Consider the following 18,940-nt stretch of genomic DNA (forward strand, 5'->3'; position numbering starts at 1 on the left):
TTGAAGAATATTTATTTTGAGTAAAGTTGCACAGCAAGTCATCATTGAAGAAATTGCCCCCGATTATTGGGAGCAGGCTTGCATTGAGCTGATGAAGCACGATCGTATTTTAAAAAAACTGATTCCAAAATATGGCTCAGGTTTTTTGCGGACTCGTGGTGATGCATTTACTACTCTAGCAAGATCGATCGTTGGCCAGCAAATTTCGGTTGCTGCAGCTCAGTCTGTCTGGTCCAAGGTTTTGCTAGCATCTAAAAATAAAATCAATCCTAAAAATATTCTGACCCTAAGTATTGATGATTTGCGTGCAGCAGGATTATCGGGTCGCAAGGTGGAATATATCCGTGATTTGGCTGAACACTTTGATTCTGGTCGTTTACATGCCAATCAGTGGAAGGGTATGGAGGATGAGGCCATCATCAAAGAATTGTGTGGGATTCGGGGAATTGGTCGCTGGACAGCCGAAATGTTCCTGATTTTCAACATGATTAGACCTAATATTCTTCCCTTAGACGATGCTGGACTGATTAAGGCTATTTCCATTAATTACTTCAGCGGTGAGCCTGTGAGCAGGCATGAAGCCCGTGAAGTGTCTGCAAATTGGGCCCCTTGGCGTACGGTAGCTACTTGGTATATGTGGAGAAGTATCGACCCCAAGCCAGTTGAATATTAAAATCAGACTATGAAAACGACTTTCCTGGATTTTGAGCAGTCAATCGCTGAACTAGAGTCAAAGATTGAAGAGCTGCAATTTGTGCAAGATGAATCATCAGTAGACATTTCTGATGAGATCAAAACGCTGACTGAAAAAAGTCAGCAACTCACTAAAGACGTCTATGCCAATTTAAGTCCATGGCAAGTTTCCCAAGTAGCGCGTCATCCTCAACGTCCTTACACCTTAGATTACGTCGGTGCCTTGTTCACCGATTTTCATGAGCTTCATGGCGATCGTAATTTTGCAGACGACCAATCCATCATCACTGGCTTAGCTCGTTTTCAAAATCAGCCTTGTATGGTCATTGGCCATCAAAAAGGTCGTGATACAAAAGAGCGTGCTCTAAGAAACTTTGGCATGAGTCGCCCCGAGGGTTACCGAAAAGCAAAGCGCGTTATGCGCCTGGCAGAAAAATTTAAATTACCGGTGTTTACCTTTGTTGATACGCCGGGTGCATTTCCGGGGATTGATGCAGAGGAGCGTAACCAATCAGAAGCAATTGGTCACAACCTTTATGTTCAAGCAGAATTAGAGGTGCCAATCATTGCTACCATTATTGGTGAGGGTGGTTCTGGTGGTGCACTAGCGATTGCGATGGGTGATGTGGTGTTAATGTTGCAAAACTCAACTTATTCGGTAATTTCACCTGAAGGCTGCGCATCTATTCTTTGGAAGACTGCAGATAAAGCGCCTGAAGCTGCTGAGCAATTAGGCCTGACAGCACAACGTTTAAAAGCGATTGGCTTGATTGATAAGATCGTTGCTGAGCCTACTGGTGGCGCACATCGTGATTACGACACGATGATGAACAATATGCGTAAAGCTTTGGCTGAGTCACTCAAGACTTTTGATGGAATGAAAGTGGATGCGCTACTAGAGCGTCGCCATGAGCGCTTGATGAGTTATGGCAAGTTCAAGGAAATCGAAGTCAAGTCTTAAGGCAGCTTTACCAGCGGCCAAACGAATTGGGCTTGCCTTAAGCGGTGGGCTTGATTCTGTTGTGTTGCTTGATACTGTTTGCAAAGCGATTCAAGCAAACTCCAATGACCCAACTGAGGTTTGGGTATTTCATATTCATCACGGATTGCAAAAGCCCGCTGATCAATGGCTAGAATTTTGTGAGCAGCTAGCCAAAAAATACCAAGTGCATTTTGACTTTCGTCTGCTGCATTTTGCTGATCCATCTCAGGGCAATATTGAGGCCAGAGCAAGAGCAGAGCGTTACGATGCTTTGACTGATCTATGTATTGAGCATGGCATTGAAGATTTGCTACTTGCGCATCATCAAAACGACCAAGCCGAAACAGTGCTCTTACAACTCCTGCGTGGTTCTGGCGTAGCCGGTCTGTCTGGCATGCCTCTCCATCGCGCCAATGTAAGCCAAGGCCGCCCAATCACTCTCTGGCGCCCATTGCTTAATCAAAGTAGGGCAGAGTTAGAGGCTTACGCTAAGGAACATAAACTCAAATGGGTAGAAGATCCCAGCAATCAAAATACACGTTATCGTCGCAATGCCATTCGTAAAGAAATCATTCCGAAGTTAGAGAAAATTCAGCCTGGTGCAATTGCCAACCTAGCTCGCAGTGCTGCTTTAGTGGCTCAATCCCAAGTCTTGCTCGATCGTCTAGCAAAGCAAGATGGGAAAGGTATTTTTCAGGGTAACAAGCTCGAGCTAGTGCCTCTCTTAGCCCTTGCAAAGACAGACCAACCAGCGGCGAATAATGTGATGCGCTATTGGTTGAAGTTAAATGATCTAGCAATGCCATCCCAGGAACGTCTCGAGTCTTGGTGGAAAGACCTACAGTCTGTAAAGTCAGACTCCAGCTTGGAGTGGCAGCATGATGAGGCAAGTATTTATTTATGGCGCAGCGTCTTGCACATAACTCACTGCAGGTCAGGTCAGTGGGTTTTCCAAAATGTGCCCGCCCGAAGCAAGTTGCTTGGCTTGTCTGCTGATTGGGTCGCTACAGCTCAAAAGCAAGGTCTGATTGAGGAAAGATTACGCCAAGGGGCGGAAAAGTTGCAAATCAAGCCCAATACCCCGCGCAAAACGCTTAAGAACCTCTTTCAGGAATCTGATACGCCACCTTGGGAGCGACTGGTGCCGCTGCTGTACATCAACGACCAGCTCATAGGCGTTGCTGGGGTAGGGACGAGCTACCCTCATCTGGTCTCATCAGGAAAAAGAGTTTTGCCCTCTTGGGAGCTGTTCTAACTCAGTAAAGCCCGCCAGATTCTTTTTGTTGACGAATGGCATTGATGAGAATGATATTTTTTGATTCCTCGTAACTGTATAGAGCGACATAGCCACTTTTTCCCCGTGAGATCACCAGCTCTCTTAAGTGGGTATCGCAAAGGCGTCCTACCAGAGGATGTCTCGCTAGAATTTGAATCGCTTCTTCAATAAGTTCGATAGTGCGAAGAGCAGCATTTTTATCATTTTCAATTAGGAAGTCAGTAACTCTCTCTAAATCATCAACTGCTTGTGGTGCAAAAACAATTCTTAGCAATTACTAACCTTTAGTGTAGATTTTTTTCCAGTTATACGGGCTTTCATGACCTCGAAAACTTTATCTGATTCATAGACCTTACCATTCTTCATAACCCCTTCGCGAGCAATGCTGGCTTGCTGAATCAAGGTTCTGCGTATTTCTGCATTGATGCTGGCTTGCTTGATTGCTTCCACCATAAATGCATGGGGAGTCATGCCCAGTTCTTTAGCGGCATTCGCAGCTTGTAGCTTAATTTCTTCTGTGAGTTTTAAAGAGGTAGTGCTGACAATGCTCATAGTCGGTCTCCTGGTGTTACTTAGGTAACACCAAATCGTATAGTCTGATTGATCTACTGTCAATCACCTTAGTTTTGAGCGATAAAAACCCTGTAAAATAAGCCCCTTTTAGACCCTAGGGAATGTAATTCCCTGTAAATAGACAACACAACGGTTTTTATGGCTCTTATCGTTCATAAGTATGGTGGCACCTCAATGGGCTCGGTTGAGCGCATTCAGAATGTCGCTAAACGCGTTGCCAAGTGGATGCGTGCAGGTCACCAGGTGGTTGTGGTGCCTTCAGCGATGTCCGGCGAAACCAATCGTTTGCTTGGTTTGGCAAAAGACATTAATCCTGATGCAAATCCACGCGAACTCGATCAAATTGCCTCCACAGGCGAGCAAGTCAGTTCTGGCTTATTGGCCTTGGCCTTGTTGCGTGAGGGTGTTGATGCAGTGAGCTATGCCGGTTGGCAGGTGACTGTTCATACGGACTCCTCATTTACTAAGGCACGCATCAAGAGTATTGATGACAAAAAAATCCTTGCCGATCTCAATGCAGGGCGTGCCGTAGTAGTTACTGGTTTTCAGGGCGTTGATCCCCATGGCAATATCACCACTTTAGGTCGTGGGGGTTCTGATACATCGGCCGTTGCAATGGCCGCAGCACTTAAAGCTGATGAGTGCTTGATCTACACCGATGTAGATGGCGTCTACACGACCGATCCGCGTGTTTGTGAAGATGCACGTCGTCTGGATAAGATTACTTTTGAAGAAATGCTAGAGATGGCAAGTCTAGGGTCAAAGGTATTGCAGATTCGTTCAGTGGAGTTTGCTGGTAAGTACAAAGTTAAAACCCGTGTCCTGTCATCACTGACAGACCCGTTGATGCCTTTAGACCAAGAGATGAAGTCGGGCACCTTGATTACATTTGAAGAGGACAGCACTATGGAAGCCGCAGTTATTTCCGGCATCGCCTTTGCGCGTGATGAAGCAAAAATTACCGTTCTGGGAGTTCCTGATCGCCCAGGTATCGCCTATCAAATCTTGGGTCCGATTGCGGATGCCAACATTGATGTGGACATGATTATTCAGAATCAGTCATTTGAAGGTAAGACAGACTTTACCTTTACAGTGCCACGCGCTGATTATCAAAAAGCATTGGACTTGCTCAAGAAGAATGTGCAATCCCATATTGAAGCAAAAGAAATTAATGGCGATCCTAAGGTCTCAAAGGTATCTGTAGTTGGTGTCGGCATGCGCTCCCATGTGGGCGTTGCCAGCAAAATGTTCCGTACATTGTCAGAAGAGGGCATCAATATCCTCATGATTTCTACTAGCGAAATCAAGATTTCAGTTGTTATTGATGAGAAATACATGGAGCTAGCTGTACGTGCTCTGCACAAGGTGTTTGAGCTCGAACAGAAGTAAAAGAAACCTCTGGGTAATGGTTATCCGTTACACTATGGTTCGTTGTACTAGTATGAAAAACGGAGACGTGGCCGAGCTGGTCGAAGGCACTCCCCTGCTAAGGGAGCATCGGGGCTAAAACTCTGATCGGAGGTTCGAATCCTCTCGTCTCCGCCAAGTCAATAGGTGTTACTAGGGTTTGTGGCAATACAACACCCCTGTTAACATAATCGTTACCAAAGCCATCCTGCGGGGTGGCTTTTCTTTTGGCGCTGATGGATCGTTACGGCCTTTAAGAGATTTTTGAGTTAGCTAAAGATTGCGCCCTTCTTAGGCGTAGGTCGCACGTTCGAATCGTGCTGGGCAGGCCAAACTTTAGTTGGCTCATACTTGCGCTCTACAAGCGATAAGCAGCTGTTTGAGGAGTACTCATCATCTAACTTTTTTAATTGATCTAACAATAAACTGAAAAATAATTTGAGTAACGATAGCGACCGTAATCGAAACTAGGCAAGCTTCCCAAATAGTTGTTTTTGGCAGCAAGAGTGTTAAAGTAAAAAAGAATGCTACAAAGGAATAAAGGCCTTTAACCGTACCACGTGCAACCTGTGTGACATAAGAAGCCCCTTGGTTGCGATGAGTAAATATCGCAAGCACAGATCCAATAACTGGAAAAACTGTTAGGATTCCGCTCCAAGCTTCACCTAAAACCGTAGCAAAAGTTGTAACTGTGAAAGTTAATAAAGCACCAACCAACATACGCCAGTGAAGGTCATAAAATTTAGCATTGGGAAGAGTAGTTGTTTTTATGTGGGGCAGGAGAAATGGTGCAACTATTAGAGAGCAAATGGCGATTAGTAAAGCAAGGCCAAGACTGAGTGAGGTCATCGCTAAGGCGAGGGCTAAAAAAAACCATATCGTTAGAGCACACAGTATGGCTAAGGGCCAACTTAAACGAATACATGCCCAAGAATAGATAACCCAAAAAGTAAGTAGGCAAGCTGTAGCAGAAATTGCTGATACAGAAGTTAATGAAGCAAATTCAGGCCCATGTTCAATTGTAATGAAAATAACGATGGGCCCTGCTACTACTGGAAAGGCGCTTATTAAACCCGCAATACTAGGACCCCACTTACGACCTATCAAGGTAATTAAGCCAATAAATAAGGGCACTACAGTGAGTTTAAGAATAAGCAACACTAGGTAATTATAGGTAGATACTGATCGTATTTGTCAGTCTTTAATCGTTGGATTAGTTTCATCAAGTAATGGGGAAATGACTATTGGCTAGATACAGCCAATTTTCCTTTGGTAGGAATGCATTTTAAATTTCATTACTACTTATATATTTAAATCACTGTGGCTTAAAGCCTAGAGACTAATAAATCGAGGGTGTAGTATAGGTATGAAAATAAAAAAGCAATGTTTTAATTGGATTTAAAGTAGGGGCTATGTTACAGGCACAAAGGCTACTATGGATATGAGTGAGCAGGATTCCAGCTACCCCTCCCAGAATGGGACTCAAAGTATCGGCAGAACAATAAAAATTATTAGCTATATTGCCTCATTTAACGTAGAGGGAGTTCGTCTTGTTGATATAGCTAGTGGCTTGAACTTATCACGCCCCACGGTCTATAGGATATTACAATTTTTAGTTGTTGAAGGTTGGGTTATGCGACATCGCAATAATCAAAAGTATTTTTTAGGGCACTCCCTTTTTGAGCTTGGATTAACAGCTGCCCCACAGTTTAAATTCCGCAATCTTTGCCAGCCTTCGTTAGAAAGAATAGCTCGCAAAACTCAATATGTTTCTTTTCTAACTATAAGAAGTGGAGTCGATGCAATTTCTATTGCTCGATCTAAGGGTATGAGTTTTGAATTACCTGCCTTACAGGTTGGCGTTCATCGCCCACTTGGTATCGGTGCGGGTAGTTTGGCTTTACTTATGAATCTGCCTGATGAGCAAGTTTCAAGTATTGTGATGAAAAATGCACGACGTTTAAGAAGTTTTGCTGACATGAACATTGCCACCCTCCTTGAGAGCGTCAAAATTTGTAGATCTCAGGGTTTTGCCTCGCATGATGAACGTCTTTTGAGGGGTCATAGCGGCGTAGCCGTTCCCATCGTTGATGTAGCGGGCCATATTCTTGGTGCAATCAGTATTACCGTAGCCTCACCGCGCATTTCCCAAGAAGAGCTTTATGAAATAGTTTCCATTCTTCAGAAAGAATCAAAAAATATAAGATCTCTTTTAAGTGGAGATATCGGATACGCAGCTGAACGTGTCCGGCTTCTAACCCACCTTTAATTCTTTAAGTTTTGCTCTTACGCCATGTTTTGCAACGATTGACCAGTGACTCCACTCTATCAAAAGTCCACATTATGGAACTTTATTAAGCTTAGATTCTTCCGTTTTTAGACTGAATCGCTGTAATCTAAAACTGTATTTTTTATCATGACGTTCACATAGGAGGAGTTATGAGCAATCGCAATCAATTATTTCTTTTTACGGCAAAGAGCACCTTAATTAAGGCGTTAGTTGTGGCTATGGGTGTAATTGCATCTGTTTCATCACAGGCTCAGCAAGCAGAGTCTTGTATTGGAGCGTCTGTACCCCTCACTGGAGCAGCCTCATTTGGTGGGGAGGCGATCAAGATGGGCGCTGAAATTGCAATCGATGAGATTAATGCAAAAGGTGGCGTTCTCGGTAAAAAGCTGTCTTTAATCGCATACGATGATTCTGGTCAGCCACCAAAGGGTGTTGACAATGTAAGGCGAATAGCCCTTTCTGATAACTGCATCGCAATGCTTGGTGGTTACCATAGCGGAGTTCAGTTAGCCATGAGAGATCCTGTAGCTCAGGTTGGCATTCCTTATGTAGGAACTACAGCCGGTGCCACTGCAATTATTGAGCAAGAAAACGGCCAAAATAAATGGATGTTCAGGGTTTCAGCGAAAGATAAGTGGGTAGCTCAATTTCTTGTAGAGCAGGCAGTAACAAGATCTAAAAATAAAAAAGTTGCCCTTCTATACGAAAATACAGGCTGGGGTAATGGAGGAAAGCCAGATGTTGAGGCTGCGATGAAGGCTAAGGGCCTAAGCCTAGTATCTCTTGAGACATTTAACTGGAATGATGTGGATATGACGCCCCAACTTTTGCGCGTCAAAGATGCCGGTGCGGATACCGTAATCATTTGGGCACTTGATCGTGAGGGGAATCAAATATTGCGTGGCATGGATAAGATCGGCTATCGTCCCGCAAATATTGTTTCAGCATGGGGTCTAGCTGGAAATCTCGGTGAAATAGCCGGAAAGCTTTCTAATGGCGTTTTAGTGTTTCAGACCTATATTTGGACGGGAAAGCTAGATCCTAAAGGTGAGGCGGTTTGGAAAAAAATCCAATCTAAGTATAAACTTAATACACCTCAAGATATCAAAATGGGAAGTGGTATTGCCAACTCATATGATGCGGTTTATATACTTGCTCAGGCAATTACTAAAGCAGGAAGTTTTGATAGAACGAAAGTAAGGGATGCCTTATTTCAAGTTAACTATGATGGTTTAGTGGCTAAGTACGAACCTGCCTTTGAGAAAACGCAAGAGCGTCAAGATGCAATATTGCCTAAGTACTATAAGCTTTCGGCCTGGCACGATGGAAAGCTATTACCGCTCTCTGAAACACCTTATAAATAGAAAATTTTTGTTTTTAGTTGACTGAGTCTAGCTACTTCTAGTGAGTAGACCTAGATTTAGTCAATCTATGTAATTTTTAAGGAGCTTCAATGAGTGCAATAGTTCAGTATTTGCTGAGCGGAATTTCAATAGGGGCTATCTATTCTCTTATTGGTCTCGGTTTTAGTATTATGTGGTCCGCAAGTCGAGCAGCAAATTTTGCACACGGTGATGTTGTAATGCTTGGGGCTGTTCTCGCTGTAGTTTTTGTGGGGCAAGGCATTCCTTTAATCGTAGCCATTCCTTTCGTCATTCTAATTTGCATAATTTATGGCGTTCTAATAGAGCGATTTGCGGTTACTCCTTTTCTAAAGGAAGTAACAGGGATTGGTTGGATGCTTTCAACAATCGGGATCGGAATCATGCTTGAAAGCTTTGTGACCATTACCTTTGGATCTTTTGCAAGACCGCTAGTCACTCCATTGATAGAGAAGCCAATAAGCATCCTCGGCGCAGGTATTTATCCGCAAGAATTACTAATCCCAGTATTTGCAATAACTTTTTTACTTTGCCTTGAGCTTTTTTATCGCAGAACTCTTATTGGGAGAGCGATCAGGGCGGTTGCTTTTAATCAAATGGCTGCTGGTCTTATGGGTATAAACGTAAAGCTAATGACAGCTATATCTTTTGGAATTGCAGCTGCGCTTGGAGGTGGTGCTGGTATCTTAATTGCCCCTATAGTTCAAGCCTCATCAACAATGGGACTTTTACTTGGCTTAAAAGGTTTTGCTATTGCAATCATTGCAGGCATTACTAATGCTCGCGGCGTCGTTATTATGGGATTGATTTATGGAATTATGGAAAAATTTATTGAGGGCTTCATTAGTAGCGCTGCTAGAGAAGCAATAGGTTTTACAGTAATTATTTTTCTGTTATTTATCTTTCCTCAAGGAATCTTTGGAAAAAAAGAGATGGTTAAGGTATGAGCCGTCAGATTTTTAAAAACTATTTTTCATGGCTCTTAGTGGGGCTAATTATTGCAATTATCCTTTTGCCATACATACTTAGTAATGCCTATCAATTACGAGTTTGGATGCTTCTATTAATCTATGCAGTCGTAGCTTTAGGCCTTAATTTAGTAGTAGGACTTGCTGGGCTTATTAGTCTTGGACAAGCGGGATTACTAGCTATTGGAGCCTATACAGCATCGATACTGGCTACGAAATTTGGTTTTGAATTTATTCCTGCAGCCTTAGCCGCAATGTGTTTAACGGGGATTTTTGGTGTAATACTAGCTTATCCTACGCTTCGGGTTAGGGGAGTGTATTTAGCAGTTATTACCATTGCTTTTGGAATTGTCGTAGAGAATATTGCCATCGAATGGTCTAGCATTACCGGTGGTACAACTGGTATTAGCAATATTCCAAAAATTGATTTTTTGGGGCATGCTTTAGACGATATTGGATTTTATTACCTTATTGGAATAATATTTTTAGTATCGTTTGCCATTCACTACAACATAAAAAAATCTCGCTTTGGTAGATCCATGAGAGCAGCAACACAAAGTGAAATTGCTGTGCGTTCAGTTGGTATTAATCCTATAACAGCGCGAACTTTGGCATTTACATTGGCAGCTGTTCTAACTGGCATTGCAGGCGCTTTGTATGCCTATCTGAATAGTTACGTTAACCCAGATACTTTTCGTTTTTTAGATTCATTACGATACCTGTTGATGGTGATTTTAGGTGGCTCTGGAACAGTTTTAGGTCCACTGATCGGTGCCGCCATACTGACGTATATCCCGGAATTTTTTCAAAAATTTGGCATCTGGCAGCATTTTGCCTATGGAGCATTGCTTACAATAGTAATTTTCATAATGCCTCTTGGAATCGTCGGAACGATAATTTTTTGGTACAGCAAACTTCAACCAAAGCGACTTTATAAGTCAAATCAATGGCCAGCATTAGAGCCTTTAGTTGACCAGTTGATTAGGCAACCAATTGAGCAATCTCAAGTTTGTTTAAGCGTCAATAATTTAACTGTTAGATTTGGCGGTTTAGTTGCAAATAATAATATTTCTGAGGCTATTAGGCCCGGTTCAATTCATGCAATCATTGGCCCAAATGGCGCTGGAAAATCAACTTTTTTAAATTGCATTTCTGGTCTGTATAAGCCAACAGACGGATCTATTACTTTTGATGACAAAAATATTTCTGGATTGCCAATGCATACTTTGGCGAAAATGGGAATTGCTAGGACATTTCAGAACACCGAGCTCTTTGGTCAGATGACTGTTTTGGAGAACATTTTAGTCGGGTTTCACACGAAATATAAATCAGGACTCTTAGCAACAATAACTCGTTGGCCTACCTTCACTAAAGAAGAAAATCATTTTCATGATTTAGCTAACTCCTTGCTGCGCTATGTTGGACTTGATGATTATGCTCATGAAGAAGCTCGAAATCTACCATTTGGCCACCAGAGGCGACTCGAAATTGCTAGAGCGTTAGCGATTTCGCCTAAAGTTTTATTATTGGATGAGCCAGCCGCTGGATTAACTCATTCGGAAATAGAGGATTTAAAGCGACTAATCAACTCTCTTTCAGAAAAAAATATTACGATAGTTTTAGTTGAGCATCATGTTGAAATGATCATGGCCTTATCTAATGCTGTCACAGTGCTTGACTATGGCATTGTCATTGCCTCAGGCACTCCAGACGAGGTACAAGAAAATCCTATGGTTATTGAAGCTTATTTTGGTTCTCAAGGGGCAGCAAATGAATAATGTACCCCTTCTTGAGGTGATAGATTTATCGGTTGTTTACGGTCGTGTAGAGGCAACTAGAGATGTTTCTTTAAAAATATATCCAGGTGAATTTGTTGCAATTATTGGATCAAACGGAGCTGGGAAAAGCTCAACACTGAAAGCCATTGCCGGCGTCATACGTCCATCAAAAGGAAGTATTCTGCTAGAGGGAATGCCTATTCAAGGGTTACCAAGTCACGAAATGGTTAAAAAAGGAATTGTTCTAGTTCCAGAGGGCCGTCATGTTTTTGCAGATCAATCAGTTGAGGACAACCTTAAATTAGGTGGTTACTTAAGAGATAGTCGTGATGTAAGTAATGGAATAGCAGAGATTTACGATCTTTTTCCGCGATTAAAAGAAAGAAAGGATCAGCTAGCTGGCTCTCTATCTGGCGGTGAGCAGCAAATGTTAGCTATTGCTCGTGGAATTCTAGCTAAACCAAAATTGTTAATGATAGATGAGGTATCTCTAGGATTAGCTCCCAAAATATTGCAATTCTTATTTCCTGTTCTCACATATTTAAACAAAGCAGGACTATCAATTTTATTGGTAGAGCAATTGGCTACTGAGGCTCTTGCGGTAACAAGTCGAGCTTATGTTATGGAGGGTGGGCAAGTGACGATTTCTGGTAATTCAACAGACTTAACTCATGATCCAAGGGTAATGGAGGCGTATTTAGGTAAAAAAATAAATAAAAAAGTTTTAATCGTTGTTTAAATCAAAAAGGGAGTTTATATATGTCTAGAATTGTTGATCTTACCTTAACCTTGGCAGATAACATGCCAGCACATAAATTATTTCAGCGTCCAATAGTTACACCTCATTGGACTCATGAAAAGTCAGCAGCACTTGGGCTTGGCGTACCTGGTGATCCAATGACGTTTGCAACAACTTTTATATCTACACTAGACCATATTAGCACTCACGTAGATTCTTTTTATCATGTAAGCCCAAAAGGTTTATCCGTAGATAAAATGCCTTTAGAAATGTTTATGGGTAAAAGTGTTTGTTTTGATTTACGCCATATTGAGGATTTAGCCGATGTTGATGTGAAGGATTTAGAGGCTGCCGAGAAAAAATCAGGAGTTAAGGTTGATGGTCATATTGTCTTAATGTGTAGCGGTCTTCACAATAAATACTTTCCAAAGCCAGAAGTTGTATGGAGTAATTGGGGATTAACTGCAGATGCAACCCACTGGTTAGCAGATCGTGGATCAAAATTGCATGGAGTAGAAGGTCCCTCTACGGATAAGCCATCACACAACTTGTTTCCTAGTCATCGCATCTGTAGAGATCGTGGTATTACGCATTACGAATGGTTGGTTAACCTTGAGGAATTGATCGGTAAGGGTGAATATATGTTTTATGGTCCCCCACTGAAGATTGACAACGGTAGCGGTTCTCCTGTTCGAGCATGGGCCGTTTTAGATTAAATCATGTCTGATATTAATGAAGATGGGCGTATACCAATTACTCTATTAACGGGGTTTTTAGGAGCGGGGAAGACAACTATGCTTAATCGTCTTCTTAGTGACCCTGATAGCGGCCAAATAGCTGTCATAGTTAATGAGTTTGGAGAAATTGGTATTGACGGCGATTTAATAGTTCGCCGTGACGAAGAGATGATGGAGCTTTCTAATGGCTGTATTTGTTGTGAAGGGAAAGATGATCTTGTAGGCGCTCTTTATTCGCTATATAAAAAAAGGCTAGGCTTAGAGAAGCCAAAAATATCGTTTGATAGGGTTGTCATTGAAACAACTGGACTTGCTGACCCAGCTCCCCTAGCCCAACTTTTTTTTACTGATATGAATTTATGTTTAACTTTCCAAATGGATGCCATAGTAACTATGGTTGATCTCGGGAATGTTATTACCCAAATTTCGCATTCCGAAGAAGCAAAAAAGCAAATAGCAATATCCGATAAAATCATACTAAATAAGCGAGATTTAGTTACTCAGGATATATTTGATAATGTCTATGCAAAAATAAGAAATCTAAACCCTTTATGCCCAATTGAAATAACAACATATGCAGATTTGAAAGCCTCCGAACTTTTAAATTTAGGATTATTCAATCCTATACAAAAAGAAGCTGCTATTCATACTTGGCTAGGAGCTGAAAATTCAAATGTAAATCCATTACATCATGATCATCATCATAACCATGGTGAATCTTGCGATGTTTGTGATGCCGAACATAAAAATCATTTAGAAGATATTTCAGCAATTTCTATACGAGAAGAAAGACCACTATCTTATGATAAGTTAATTGAAATGCTATCTCAGTTACTAGAGATATATGGGGATAACTTATATAGAATAAAAGGCCTGGTGCGTTTTGCAGATCAGGATCGTCCTGTGATTGTTCAAAGCGTTCAAAAAATATTCAGCCCGCTTGCACTCGCAGAGCAGTGGCCAAATAATAAACCTGAAACAAGACTCGTTTTAATTGGGAAAGGATTAGATCGAGAGCTTATTAATAGACAATTTTCTACTTGCATAGCTCCTGAAATACCAATCTTTGATAGATCATCCGGGGCAATTTAAATACTTTTGGGTCGACTTATTAAAATAAGGTGAATGATGAATGCTATAGCTAATGGAAGATCTGCAATTGAATTAACTAAAGCGATTACAAAAAAAGAAATTTCTCCAGTTGAATTAATGAAGGAGACTCTCGATCAAGTAGAGGCTTTGGAGTCTAAACTCCACTGTTTTGCTACTTACACACCTGAGGTCGCGATGCATCAGGCAAAATTAGCGGAGCAGGCAGTGATGAATGGCTCTCCTCTCGGTTTATTACATGGACTTCCTATCTCGGTTAAAGATCTAATATCAGTAAAAGATGTACGTTTCTCCTCAGGATCAAGAGCCTTGGCTAATAATATTGGCCTATATGATGCTCCATCTGTTGAGAGGCTTTTTAAGTCTGGCGGGTGTTTTATAGGTAAAACGACTACTAGTGAGTTTGGATGTAAGGCGGTAGGCGATTCTCCTTTAACTGGAATAACTTGCAACCCATGGGATCTCAGTAAAACTCCTGGTGGATCAAGTGCTGGAGCAGCTGCGAGCATTGCTGCCGGTATTACAACTATTGCTCTAGGAACTGATGGGGGCGGGTCAATACGTATACCTGCATCCCTAACAGGTATTTTTGGAATTAAAGCTCAGTTTGGTCGGGTTCCTATTTTCCCTGTATCCGCTACTCCTACGCTAGCACACGTTGGCCCATTAGCCCGCACTGTTCGTGATGCTGCACTTTTATTAAAAGCTATTAGCGGCTTTGATAGACGCGATCCATTCTCTTTATCTGAGGCTGTACCTGACTTTTTGGCCGCATGTGATAAGCCTGTTAAGGGTATGCGGATTGCTTGGAGTAAGACGCTTGGATATGCTTGTATTGATAAAGAGGTTGCTACAATTTTAGAGAAGGCAGTTAAAATTTTTGAAGGTCTAGGTTGTGATGTTATCGAAATTGATTCAATTTTCGAGTCTGACCCAATTGAATTGTGGATGTCGGAATTTTATGCCGGTGTCGGAGTTAGGTTAAAAAATACGTTAAGAGACCAGCGTGAATTACTAGATCCAGCCGTAGCTAGTGTTTTAGATAATGCTCTAAGCCAAACTTCGGAAGAATATTACTCTAATGTTTTTAAAAGATATGAGTTTAGAGAAAAAGTAAGAGTTTTCTTCGAAAATTTTGATTTATTACTTACTCCGGCAACACCTTGCGCGGCATTTGATACCGGTCTTAACACCCCACCAAACTTAATGGATAGAAATATAGTCTCTTGGGTTTATTACACCTACCCATTCAATTTGACTGGGCAGCCTGCGGCCACAATTCCTGCTGGATTTACCCAGGCTGGATTACCTGTTGGGTTGCAGCTAGTTTCTAAGATTAATTCTGAGACTGATATCTTTAGGGCTGCCTCTGCTTTTGAGGCAGCGCAACCATGGATTAACAGCTATCCAAAGCACTTTTGACTGCTGCAACTATTCCAACTAATTAAGCCCAAATACCCTCTTTTAAAGCTTCTAAGGTGTAGGTCGCACGTTCGAATCGTGCTAGCGGAGGTAGCGTCTCTGTCAAGTACCATAGAAGAGCCCCTAACCAAGGGGCTCTATTTTTTTGCCATCCGACATTGCATTAATACAGTTCAGTCCAGAGAAGCTCCTGATGCTTTAACGATCTTTGCCCAGCGCGTAATGTCTTCTTGAAGTTGTTTGGCAAATTCTGCTGGAGTCATGTTTGCAAGCTCTACTCCAGTGGCCTGCAGTTTTTCTTTTAACTCAGGATTGGTCAAGGTTAACTGCATTTCCTTTTGTAGTTTATCGATCACTGGCTTAGGCGTGCCTTTGGGTGCAAATAAACCTATCCAAAGAGTTCCAGAAAAGCCTGGAATCTTTTCTGATATGGATGGAACGTCGGGCAGCAGGGGCGAGCGCTTTGAAGAGCTCACACCCAGAGCAACTAATTTTTGAGTATTAATGTATTGCAAAACGGATGGCAAGCTAGCAAAAGCAATTTGAATTTGTCCGCCCAAGAGATCATTGAGTGCTGGTGCAACCCCTTTATAGGGAATATGTTGCAACGATATCCCGTAGCTTTGATTGAGCATTTCACCTAAGAGGTGATTTAGGGTCCCATTACCGGCTGATGCAAATTGGTAAGTCTCCGGAGGTTTTGACTTAACCAACTTTAAAAAATCATCTAGATTCTTAGCTGGAAAATTAGCATTTACTACTAGAACATTCGGAACTGATCCGACCATGGCAAGAGGAATAAAGTCATTAACTGGATCAAACCCTGGGTTTTTATAGAGGGCCGGATTAATCGCTTGTGCACTACTAATCGTCATTAAAAGCGTATGACCATCTTTCGGTGCATTGGCAACAAACTGAGTGCCAATATTGCCACCAGCCCCTGGTTTATTCTCGACAAGCACCGAGGCTTTGATTTGCTCACCGAGCCGCTGTGCAACTACTCGACCCACAATATCATTTGTTCCACCTGGTGCTTGGGGAACAATAATGGTGATTGGTTTATTTGGATAGGCAGTTGCTAAGCTACAAAATAAGCAGAAACAGGTCAGGAGTCCTAATTGTAGGAAGCGGTTCATAAGAGTATCTTTAATTTGGAATAAGGTTAAAAAATACCTCAATATGATCCAGCAGGGAAATGGGTGCTGACCCTTAGTTTGGTTAGGTATATTTACCGGTAATACCCCCATCCACTACCAGTTCTGTTCCTGTAATGTAAGCGGCGGCATCCGATACCAGGAAGGCGCAGGCATGAGCCACATCCCATGCTGTTCCTGATCTACCCATAGGAACTTGCTTATCCCTAGCTGCACGAGCCTCATCCAGACTATTTTCAGAGAACATCTTCGCTACCGTGTTGGCAATGCGTGGGGTATCAATCAAACCAGGTACTACCGTATTGGCACGTATGCCTTGATTTGCGTACTGTTGAGCAATCATCCGAATAAATTGGTTGTTGGCTGCCTTGGTGACGCTATAGGCTAAATGCGGATAGCCTAAATAGCGCATGCCTGCTACCGATGAAATAGCGAGAATATTTCCTGTGCCTCTGGATGCCATCTCAGGCAAAACCTCCTGAGCTGCCAGCAAGAGGCTGCGCACATTCACTTTATGAATGCGATCAAAATCTTCGGCACTCGTTTCCATGGGCCCGCCAACTTTGCCGATGCCCAAGTTGTGATGCAAAACATCAATAGGTCCAAATTGATTGCGAGCTTCACTAAAGAGTCGTTTGACTTCATCTTCTTCAGAAACATCGCCGACAAAGGTCTGAGCAACGCCACCTTCTTGCAGAATAATCTTAGTGGTTTCTTCTGCGGAGGCTGCATCTCGATCGACTACACAGACATTGGCACCCAGTCTGGCGTAAGTGACACAAGAAGCTCTACCAATACTCCAACCAGGTCCAGCAGAGCCGCCGCCAGAGACAAAAATAGTGCGAGCCGTGAGATCGGTTGGTAAGCCAGGAGGATGTGCGATTGGGTTCATTTGTTAATGTAGTCCTACAGTCATGCCACCACAAACATAAACCACTTGTCCGGTAGTAAAGCCGGCTCGCTGATCTAGTAGTGAGGCAACCATATGCGCCACTTCTTCTGGTTGACCAATGCGACCTAAGGGCACGCTTTCTAGAATACGTTGCGTAGCAGGTGCATCAGGAGGGTTTGCACTCTGAAAAAGTTCTGTTGCAATAGGGCCAGGTCCAATAGCGTTCACAGTGATGCCATCAGCCGCAAGCTCTAAAGCCAATGTGCGCGTGAACCCCAGTAAGCCTGCTTTAGAAGTGGCATACGCAACACGCTCTTCTTTGCCTAAAGCTGCGCGACTAGAGATATTCACAATCCGTCCAAAATGAGCGGCTTTCATAGTGGGGAGAAGTTCCTGCACACAAATAATCGCTGCCGCAACATTCACATTCATCACAGCATAAAAATCTTCAATGCTGGTGTTTTCAATTGTGGCAGGGCGAACGATACCCGCATTATTGACTAAGCGGGTGATTGAATACTTTGATGTCGCCTCTATCAACGTACTCCGTAATACAGTTTCATTTGATACATCGACCTCATAGAAACTCTCATGAGTAGAGCTTTCTTTTGGAGCTAATTTGTCAAAGTTAATGACATGCATACCATCGGCAATCATGCGCTCTGTAATTGCACGTCCAATACCGCGGCTAGCGCCAGTAATTAATACGCATTCTCTCGCTAGTTGGGTTTGAGAGCCCATGCCTAGCCAATCTTATTGGCGCCATCCACGAAGGGGATGGCATGTTCAACGGTATCCCAAATAAAACGGCCAGAGGGGCTTTGTTGCTCTTCAACAATATGGGCTACCAAACCTGCTGAGCGTGAGATAACAGCGAAGCCACGCATTACTGCAGTCGGAATACCGATCTCACCCAGCAGGGCAGCTACTGCACCGGTGGCATTAATCGTAATCGGGCGACCAGCTACCGTATCAACGGCTTTCGATAAGATTTCCAGCGCGCGGATCTTATCACCCTTGAGGTCTGGTTCAGCCCGACCCATTTCTAATAATTTGTATGCACGTGGGTCCACAGGTTTATGAAGATGATGTCCAAATCCCGGAACTGCCGCCTTGATGGCTTTGTAATGTTTCGCTATGTCTAGTGCTTCGGCGTCAGGATTAGTTGCCGCTGTAATTCGATCCAATAAGCCGGAACAATTTTCCATCGTGCCAATAAAAGAGCTCCCAACAGCCAGCAAGCCAGCCGATACCGCCCCTTGAAGATTTTCTGGGGCGCTCATGTAAATCAATCGCGTTGCAATTGCACTAGGTGTGAGGCCGTGCTCCATGAGGACAATGAGCACAACGTCAGTAATTCGGATATCTACTGGTCTTGGGGTCCTGCCTAAGATTTGCATCAACATCACTTCAGTAAACGTTTTTTTGCCCATCAAATCTTCAACAAGGTCTGCATCTCGATAGTGCAGGCTAGTAAGGGTATGAGTGCACAAACTCGTTACTGGTGTTTTGCTAGATGAATTAGTCATGATCGCTT

Annotated in this window: 19 protein-coding genes and 1 tRNA gene; 13 read left to right on the forward strand and 7 right to left on the reverse strand. The window is 42.7% G+C overall.

What is annotated here, in order from left to right:
• The first annotated feature begins 16 nt into the window (after positions 1 to 16).
• Genes ICN22_RS06445 through tilS form a run of 3 tightly spaced genes read left to right on the forward strand, consistent with a single transcriptional unit; the run spans position 17 to position 2,930 of the window.
• Complete coding sequence (locus ICN22_RS06445; protein WP_216863501.1) at positions 17 to 673, forward strand: DNA-3-methyladenine glycosylase family protein; 657 nt, start codon at positions 17 to 19, stop codon at positions 671 to 673.
• 9 nt (positions 674 to 682) lie between these two features.
• Positions 683 to 1,654 carry an acetyl-CoA carboxylase carboxyltransferase subunit alpha gene (locus ICN22_RS06450; protein ID WP_216169454.1) on the forward strand — a complete coding sequence of 324 codons (972 nt, stop codon included), beginning with the start codon at positions 683 to 685 and terminating at the stop codon, positions 1,652 to 1,654.
• A complete protein-coding gene (tilS, locus tag ICN22_RS06455) occupies positions 1,620 to 2,930 on the forward strand; it encodes a tRNA lysidine(34) synthetase TilS (RefSeq protein WP_216169455.1) in 1,311 nt (436 codons plus the stop codon). Before ICN22_RS06450 ends, tilS begins: the two co-directional genes overlap by 35 nt.
• A 1-nt stretch (position 2,931) precedes the next feature.
• Here tilS and ICN22_RS06460 read toward each other — a convergent pair whose 3' ends face one another.
• On the reverse strand, positions 2,932 to 3,225 hold the full coding sequence (locus tag ICN22_RS06460) for a type II toxin-antitoxin system RelE/ParE family toxin (RefSeq protein WP_216169456.1): 294 nt from the start codon (positions 3,223 to 3,225) through the stop codon (positions 2,932 to 2,934).
• Positions 3,219 to 3,503, reverse strand: coding sequence for a hypothetical protein (locus tag ICN22_RS06465; protein WP_216169457.1), 285 nt, complete (start codon positions 3,501 to 3,503; stop codon positions 3,219 to 3,221). The genes ICN22_RS06460 and ICN22_RS06465 overlap by 7 nt, the downstream gene beginning before the upstream one ends.
• A 159-nt stretch (positions 3,504 to 3,662) precedes the next feature.
• Between ICN22_RS06465 and ICN22_RS06470 the strand changes: the two genes are divergently transcribed.
• Positions 3,663 to 4,913 carry an aspartate kinase gene (locus ICN22_RS06470; protein ID WP_216169458.1) on the forward strand — a complete coding sequence of 417 codons (1,251 nt, stop codon included), beginning with the start codon at positions 3,663 to 3,665 and terminating at the stop codon, positions 4,911 to 4,913.
• A gap of 61 nt (positions 4,914 to 4,974) precedes the next feature.
• Positions 4,975 to 5,069 (forward strand) — tRNA-Ser (locus ICN22_RS06475).
• A gap of 255 nt (positions 5,070 to 5,324) precedes the next feature.
• Here the strand turns inward: ICN22_RS06475 and ICN22_RS06480 are convergent.
• Positions 5,325 to 6,065, reverse strand: coding sequence for a hypothetical protein (locus tag ICN22_RS06480; protein ID WP_216169459.1), 741 nt, complete (start codon positions 6,063 to 6,065; stop codon positions 5,325 to 5,327).
• Positions 6,066 to 6,366: 301 nt separating this feature from the next.
• Between ICN22_RS06480 and ICN22_RS06485 the strand changes: the two genes are divergently transcribed.
• From ICN22_RS06485 to ICN22_RS06520, 8 genes are all read left to right on the forward strand, one after another.
• Entirely contained in the window at positions 6,367 to 7,200 is an 834-nt protein-coding gene (locus ICN22_RS06485; protein WP_216169460.1) for an IclR family transcriptional regulator, read from the forward strand.
• A 170-nt stretch (positions 7,201 to 7,370) separates the two neighbouring features.
• On the forward strand, positions 7,371 to 8,585 hold the full coding sequence (locus ICN22_RS06490) for an ABC transporter substrate-binding protein (RefSeq protein ID WP_216169461.1): 1,215 nt from the start codon (positions 7,371 to 7,373) through the stop codon (positions 8,583 to 8,585).
• An 89-nt stretch (positions 8,586 to 8,674) separates the two neighbouring features.
• Positions 8,675 to 9,550, forward strand: a complete 876-nt coding sequence (locus tag ICN22_RS06495; protein WP_216169462.1) for a branched-chain amino acid ABC transporter permease — start codon at positions 8,675 to 8,677, stop codon at positions 9,548 to 9,550.
• Positions 9,547 to 11,349: a branched-chain amino acid ABC transporter ATP-binding protein/permease gene (locus tag ICN22_RS06500; protein WP_216169463.1), complete on the forward strand. Its 1,803-nt coding sequence runs from the start codon at positions 9,547 to 9,549 to the stop codon at positions 11,347 to 11,349. Before ICN22_RS06495 ends, ICN22_RS06500 begins: the two co-directional genes overlap by 4 nt.
• A complete protein-coding gene (locus ICN22_RS06505; protein ID WP_216169464.1) occupies positions 11,342 to 12,088 on the forward strand; it encodes an ABC transporter ATP-binding protein in 747 nt (248 codons plus the stop codon). Before ICN22_RS06500 ends, ICN22_RS06505 begins: the two co-directional genes overlap by 8 nt.
• Before the next feature lie 20 nt (positions 12,089 to 12,108).
• Positions 12,109 to 12,804: a cyclase family protein gene (locus ICN22_RS06510; RefSeq protein ID WP_216169465.1), complete on the forward strand. Its 696-nt coding sequence runs from the start codon at positions 12,109 to 12,111 to the stop codon at positions 12,802 to 12,804.
• A gap of 3 nt (positions 12,805 to 12,807) precedes the next feature.
• Positions 12,808 to 13,917: a CobW family GTP-binding protein gene (locus ICN22_RS06515; RefSeq protein WP_216169466.1), complete on the forward strand. Its 1,110-nt coding sequence runs from the start codon at positions 12,808 to 12,810 to the stop codon at positions 13,915 to 13,917.
• A gap of 33 nt (positions 13,918 to 13,950) precedes the next feature.
• The gene (locus ICN22_RS06520; RefSeq protein ID WP_255533884.1) at positions 13,951 to 15,357 is read left to right on the forward strand and encodes an amidase; all 1,407 of its coding nucleotides are present in this window, start codon (positions 13,951 to 13,953) and stop codon (positions 15,355 to 15,357) included.
• Between the two features lie 173 nt (positions 15,358 to 15,530).
• Here the strand turns inward: ICN22_RS06520 and ICN22_RS06525 are convergent, their stop codons facing one another.
• From ICN22_RS06525 to ICN22_RS06540, 4 genes are all read right to left on the reverse strand, one after another.
• Entirely contained in the window at positions 15,531 to 16,493 is a 963-nt protein-coding gene (locus tag ICN22_RS06525) for a Bug family tripartite tricarboxylate transporter substrate binding protein (protein ID WP_216169467.1), read from the reverse strand.
• Positions 16,494 to 16,575: 82 nt separating this feature from the next.
• Entirely contained in the window at positions 16,576 to 17,403 is an 828-nt protein-coding gene (locus ICN22_RS06530) for an SDR family NAD(P)-dependent oxidoreductase (protein ID WP_216169468.1), read from the reverse strand.
• Positions 17,404 to 17,406: 3 nt separating this feature from the next.
• Positions 17,407 to 18,144, reverse strand: a complete 738-nt coding sequence (locus ICN22_RS06535) for an SDR family oxidoreductase (RefSeq protein WP_216169469.1) — start codon at positions 18,142 to 18,144, stop codon at positions 17,407 to 17,409.
• A 2-nt stretch (positions 18,145 to 18,146) separates the two neighbouring features.
• Positions 18,147 to 18,932 carry a citryl-CoA lyase gene (locus ICN22_RS06540; RefSeq protein ID WP_216169470.1) on the reverse strand — a complete coding sequence of 262 codons (786 nt, stop codon included), beginning with the start codon at positions 18,930 to 18,932 and terminating at the stop codon, positions 18,147 to 18,149.
• Positions 18,933 to 18,940 lie beyond the last annotated feature (8 nt).

Source organism: Polynucleobacter bastaniensis (assembly GCF_018882205.1).
GTDB lineage: Bacteria > Pseudomonadota > Gammaproteobacteria > Burkholderiales > Burkholderiaceae > Polynucleobacter > Polynucleobacter bastaniensis.